At 59.9% G+C, this 1,954-nt stretch carries 2 protein-coding genes; one reads left to right on the plus strand and one right to left on the minus strand.

The features are described from left to right. Positions 1–202: 202 nt before the first annotated feature. Positions 203–748 carry a VUT family protein gene (locus IBX54_RS14795; protein WP_296543412.1) on the plus strand — a complete coding sequence of 182 codons (546 nt, stop codon included), beginning with the start codon at positions 203–205 and terminating at the stop codon, positions 746–748. A gap of 11 nt (positions 749–759) precedes the next feature. Here the strand turns inward: IBX54_RS14795 and IBX54_RS14800 are convergent, their stop codons facing one another. Next, entirely contained in the window at positions 760–1,800 is a 1,041-nt protein-coding gene (locus IBX54_RS14800) for an adenosine deaminase (RefSeq protein ID WP_296543413.1), read from the minus strand. Between the last annotated feature and the right edge of the window lie 154 nt (positions 1,801–1,954).

A 1,954-nucleotide genomic window follows, 5' to 3' on the forward strand; every position in this document is an offset into this window, starting at 1 on the left:
CGCCGGGGCGAGACCCGGCACCGGAAGCCAGAAAAGGGTAGCGTCCCCTTTTACTCGGCACCGGAAGCCAGAAAAGGGTAGCGTCCCCTTTTACTTTCCTACTTCCCCCCCTTTTACTTCCCATGCACATCACCGTCATTGCGAACGCAGTGAAGCAATCCACGAATCCCAGGAGTTTTTGCCCTGCTGCGATAATCCGCTCATGAAAAATTCTCTGCAGATCCCTCTTTTGAAGCTCTGGCGGCCTATTCTGGCCATGCTGCTTGTCATCGTGGCATCCAATTATTTGGTGCAGTTTCCCATCAACGACTGGCTCACCTGGGGGGCGTTCACCTTCCCGGTGGCGTTTTTGGTGACCGACCTGACCAACCGCGCCGTGGGTGTGCGTGCCGCGCGCCGCGTGGCCTTTACCGGCTTTGCCATTGCCGTGCTGGTGTCTTTGACGCTGGCGCCCTGGCGCATTGCCGTGGCTTCGGGTGTGGCGTTCATCATTGGCCAGATGCTCGACATTGCCGCTTTCAACAAGCTGCGCGCGATGTCGTGGTGGAAAGCGCCGTTGATCGGTTCCATCATCGCCTCGGTGGTCGATACCGGCATTTTCTTTTTCCTGGCGTTCTACGGCTCCGACATGGACTGGCTGATGCTGGCCACGGGCGACTTGGGCATCAAATGGCTGATGGCCGCCGTGCTGCTGGCGCCCTACCGCGTCATGTTGCCGCGCCTGCAGCGCTGGGTACCGGCGCAGTAAGCGCGCCCGGTTCACTCGAATGTTTCAAACACCTCGGCCAGGCGCTCCTGAAAAGTCCGCCGGGCCGACGCGTCAATGAAGCTGGCCGCAAAACTGTTGTGCGCCAACTGGTAAGCGTGCTGGGCAGTCAGCCCCAAGGCCGCAAATGTCTGGGTGAAGTTCTCATTGATGTAGCCGCCAAAATAGGCCGGATCGTCTGAATTGACGGTGGCCACCAGCCCGGCTTGCAGCATGAGACCCAGCTTGTGTTGCTTCAATTCAGCAAACACCCGCAGCTTCAGGTTGGACAGCGGGCACACCGTCAGGGGGATGTGGTCATGCACCAGGCGAGCCACCAGTGCCGGGTCGCGCAGCGCCTGCACGCCATGGTCGATGCGCTCCACTTTCAGCACATCCAGCGCGCTCCAGATGTAGGCCGGCGGGCCTTCTTCGCCGGCGTGCGCCACCAGCCGAAAGCCCAGGGCACGCGCTTTGGCGAAAACGCGCGCGAATTTTTCTGGCGGATGACCCAACTCGCTTGATGCCAGCCCGACGCCAATCAGCTTATCGCGCAATGGCAGCGCCTGCTCCAGCGCTTCAAAAGCCTCACGCTCTGACAAATGGCGCAAAAAACACAGAATCAAGGCGGCACTGATGCCCAGTTGGGCCTGGGCATCAACACAGGCGCGGTGCAGGCCGTTGATCACCACCTCGGCACTCAGCCCGTGGCCGGTGTGCGTTTGCGTGTCGAAAAAAATCTCGGTGTGCAGCACATGGTCTGCCGCGGCGCGCTGCAGGTAGGCCCAGGCCATGTCATAAAAGTCCTGCTCCGTACGTAACACCAGCGTGCCCGCGTGGTACACATCCAGAAATTCCTGCAGGTTGTTGAACACATAGGCCCGGCGCAGCGCTGCCACGTCGGCGTAAGGCACGGTCATGCCGTTGCGCGCGGCCAGGGCAAACATGAGCTCGGGCTCCAGCGAGCCCTCGATGTGCATGTGCAGCTCGGCCTTGGGCATGCGCCTGAGCAGTTCTGGCAAACGTTGCGCCGAGACAGGTTTGACAGACATCATCACATCATTCTCTTGTTCATATTGGCCAACCAATGTGAGTACACGCCAGAAACCACAAAGCCCATGCAGTACATGGGCTTTGTGGTTTTTTGGCGGAATCGGAGGGATTCGAACCCTCGATGAGGCTCTACACCCCATACTCCCTTAGCAGGGG

The organism is Rhodoferax sp., from assembly GCF_014859475.1.
Taxonomy (GTDB): Bacteria; Pseudomonadota; Gammaproteobacteria; order Burkholderiales; family Burkholderiaceae_C; genus Rhodoferax.